We start from the raw sequence: 1,553 nt of genomic DNA on the forward strand, positions 1-1,553 counted from the left end.
CCTAGTGACTCCTCAAAGGGAAGTTTCTCTACTCCAGAAGCAGGAACTTTCTATCTCGGAGTAAGTAGTTCAGTCAATGGTGTTTACGACTCCAATGCTGAAGGTAGCGGTTCAGGAGATGGTAATTCATACACTGGTAGTTATGACCTAACAATTGAAACAACAACGGAGGAAAATATGACACTTAATCCAGGAGACATTGCATTTGTCCAGTACAATGCTACTAACCCAGATAACTTTAAATTTGTCGCTTTAGTTGATATTCCCGCATCAGAAGAAATTAAGTTTACTGATAACGGTTGGCTAGGTGATAATTCTGGTTTCCGCACAGGTGAAGGTATTATTACATGGACAGCACCAGTAGGTGGTATCTCGGCGGGAACTGTAGTTGAGATAACTAATACATCTGCTTCTGAGGGAACGACATCGGGAAGTTTAACCCTTTCTACCGATGGTGACCAGATTCTCGCTTATCAAGGAACCAATACCTTCATTGCTGCTCTGAATAATGAAGGAGCTGCAACCTGGCAAGCTGATGCAACTGACCCTCAAACTTCGGCATTACCGCAAGGTTTGACTAATGGTACGGATGCAGTTGCGATTAGCGAAATAGACAACGCAGTATACACCGGAATCACAACAGGAGATAAAGCAACACTTTTAGCAGCTCTTAATAATAAAGATAACTGGACAGGAAGTAATTCGAGCAATCAAACTTTTAGTGGAACTTTCTCCATTGATGCTGGTGGCGGAGGAACAACCCTAGCGATTGCAGCCACAGATGCCGAAAAAGCAGAAGGAGACAGTGGCACAACGGCATTTACTTTTACAGTAACCAGGTCTGGTGATACAAGCGGGGTAACAACTGTAGATTATGCCACATTAGATGGCCTAGCAGTTGCAGGAGATGACTACACTTCAAGCTCTGGGAACTTGACATTTGCGGCAGGTGAAACCAGCAAAACAATTACAGTAGATGTGATTGGCGATACAGAGGTAGAAACCGATGAAGGTTTCACGGTGAGTTTGTTTAATGCCTCCGGTGGCGCTACAATCTCCACTGCCGATGCTGATGGTACAATTCAGAATGATGATACCCCGCCACCGCCAACTCTGGCGATTGCAGCCACAGATGCCGAAAAAGCAGAAGGAGACAGTGGCACAACGGCATTTACTTTTACAGTAACCAGGTCTGGTGATACAAGCGGGGTAACGACTGTAGATTATGCCACATTAGATGGCCTAGCAGTTGCAGGAGATGACTACACTTCAAGCTCTGGGAACTTGACATTTGCGGCAGGTGAAACCAGCAAAACAATTACAGTAGATGTGATTGGCGATACAGAGGTAGAAACCGATGAAGGTTTCACGGTGAGTTTGTTTAATGCCTCCGGTGGCGCTACAATCTCCACTGCCGATGCTGATGGTACAATTCAGAATGATGATACCCCGCCACCGCCAACTCTGGCGATTGCAGCCACAGATGCCGAAAAAGCAGAAGGAGACAGTGGCACAACGGCATTTACTTTTACAGTAACCAGGTCTGGTGATAC

The 1,553-nt window shown here is 45.5% G+C and carries 1 protein-coding gene; it reads left to right on the forward strand.

Going from position 1 to position 1,553, the window contains the following annotated elements:
- Positions 1 to 1,553, forward strand: a 1,553-nt coding sequence (locus tag F6K40_RS26355; RefSeq protein WP_293140066.1) for a Calx-beta domain-containing protein, incomplete at both ends; no start/stop codon positions are given.

Origin of the sequence: Okeania sp. SIO3I5, from assembly GCF_010672085.1 — a bacterium.
In the GTDB taxonomy this organism is placed as follows: Bacteria; Cyanobacteriota; Cyanobacteriia; order Cyanobacteriales; family Microcoleaceae; genus Trichodesmium.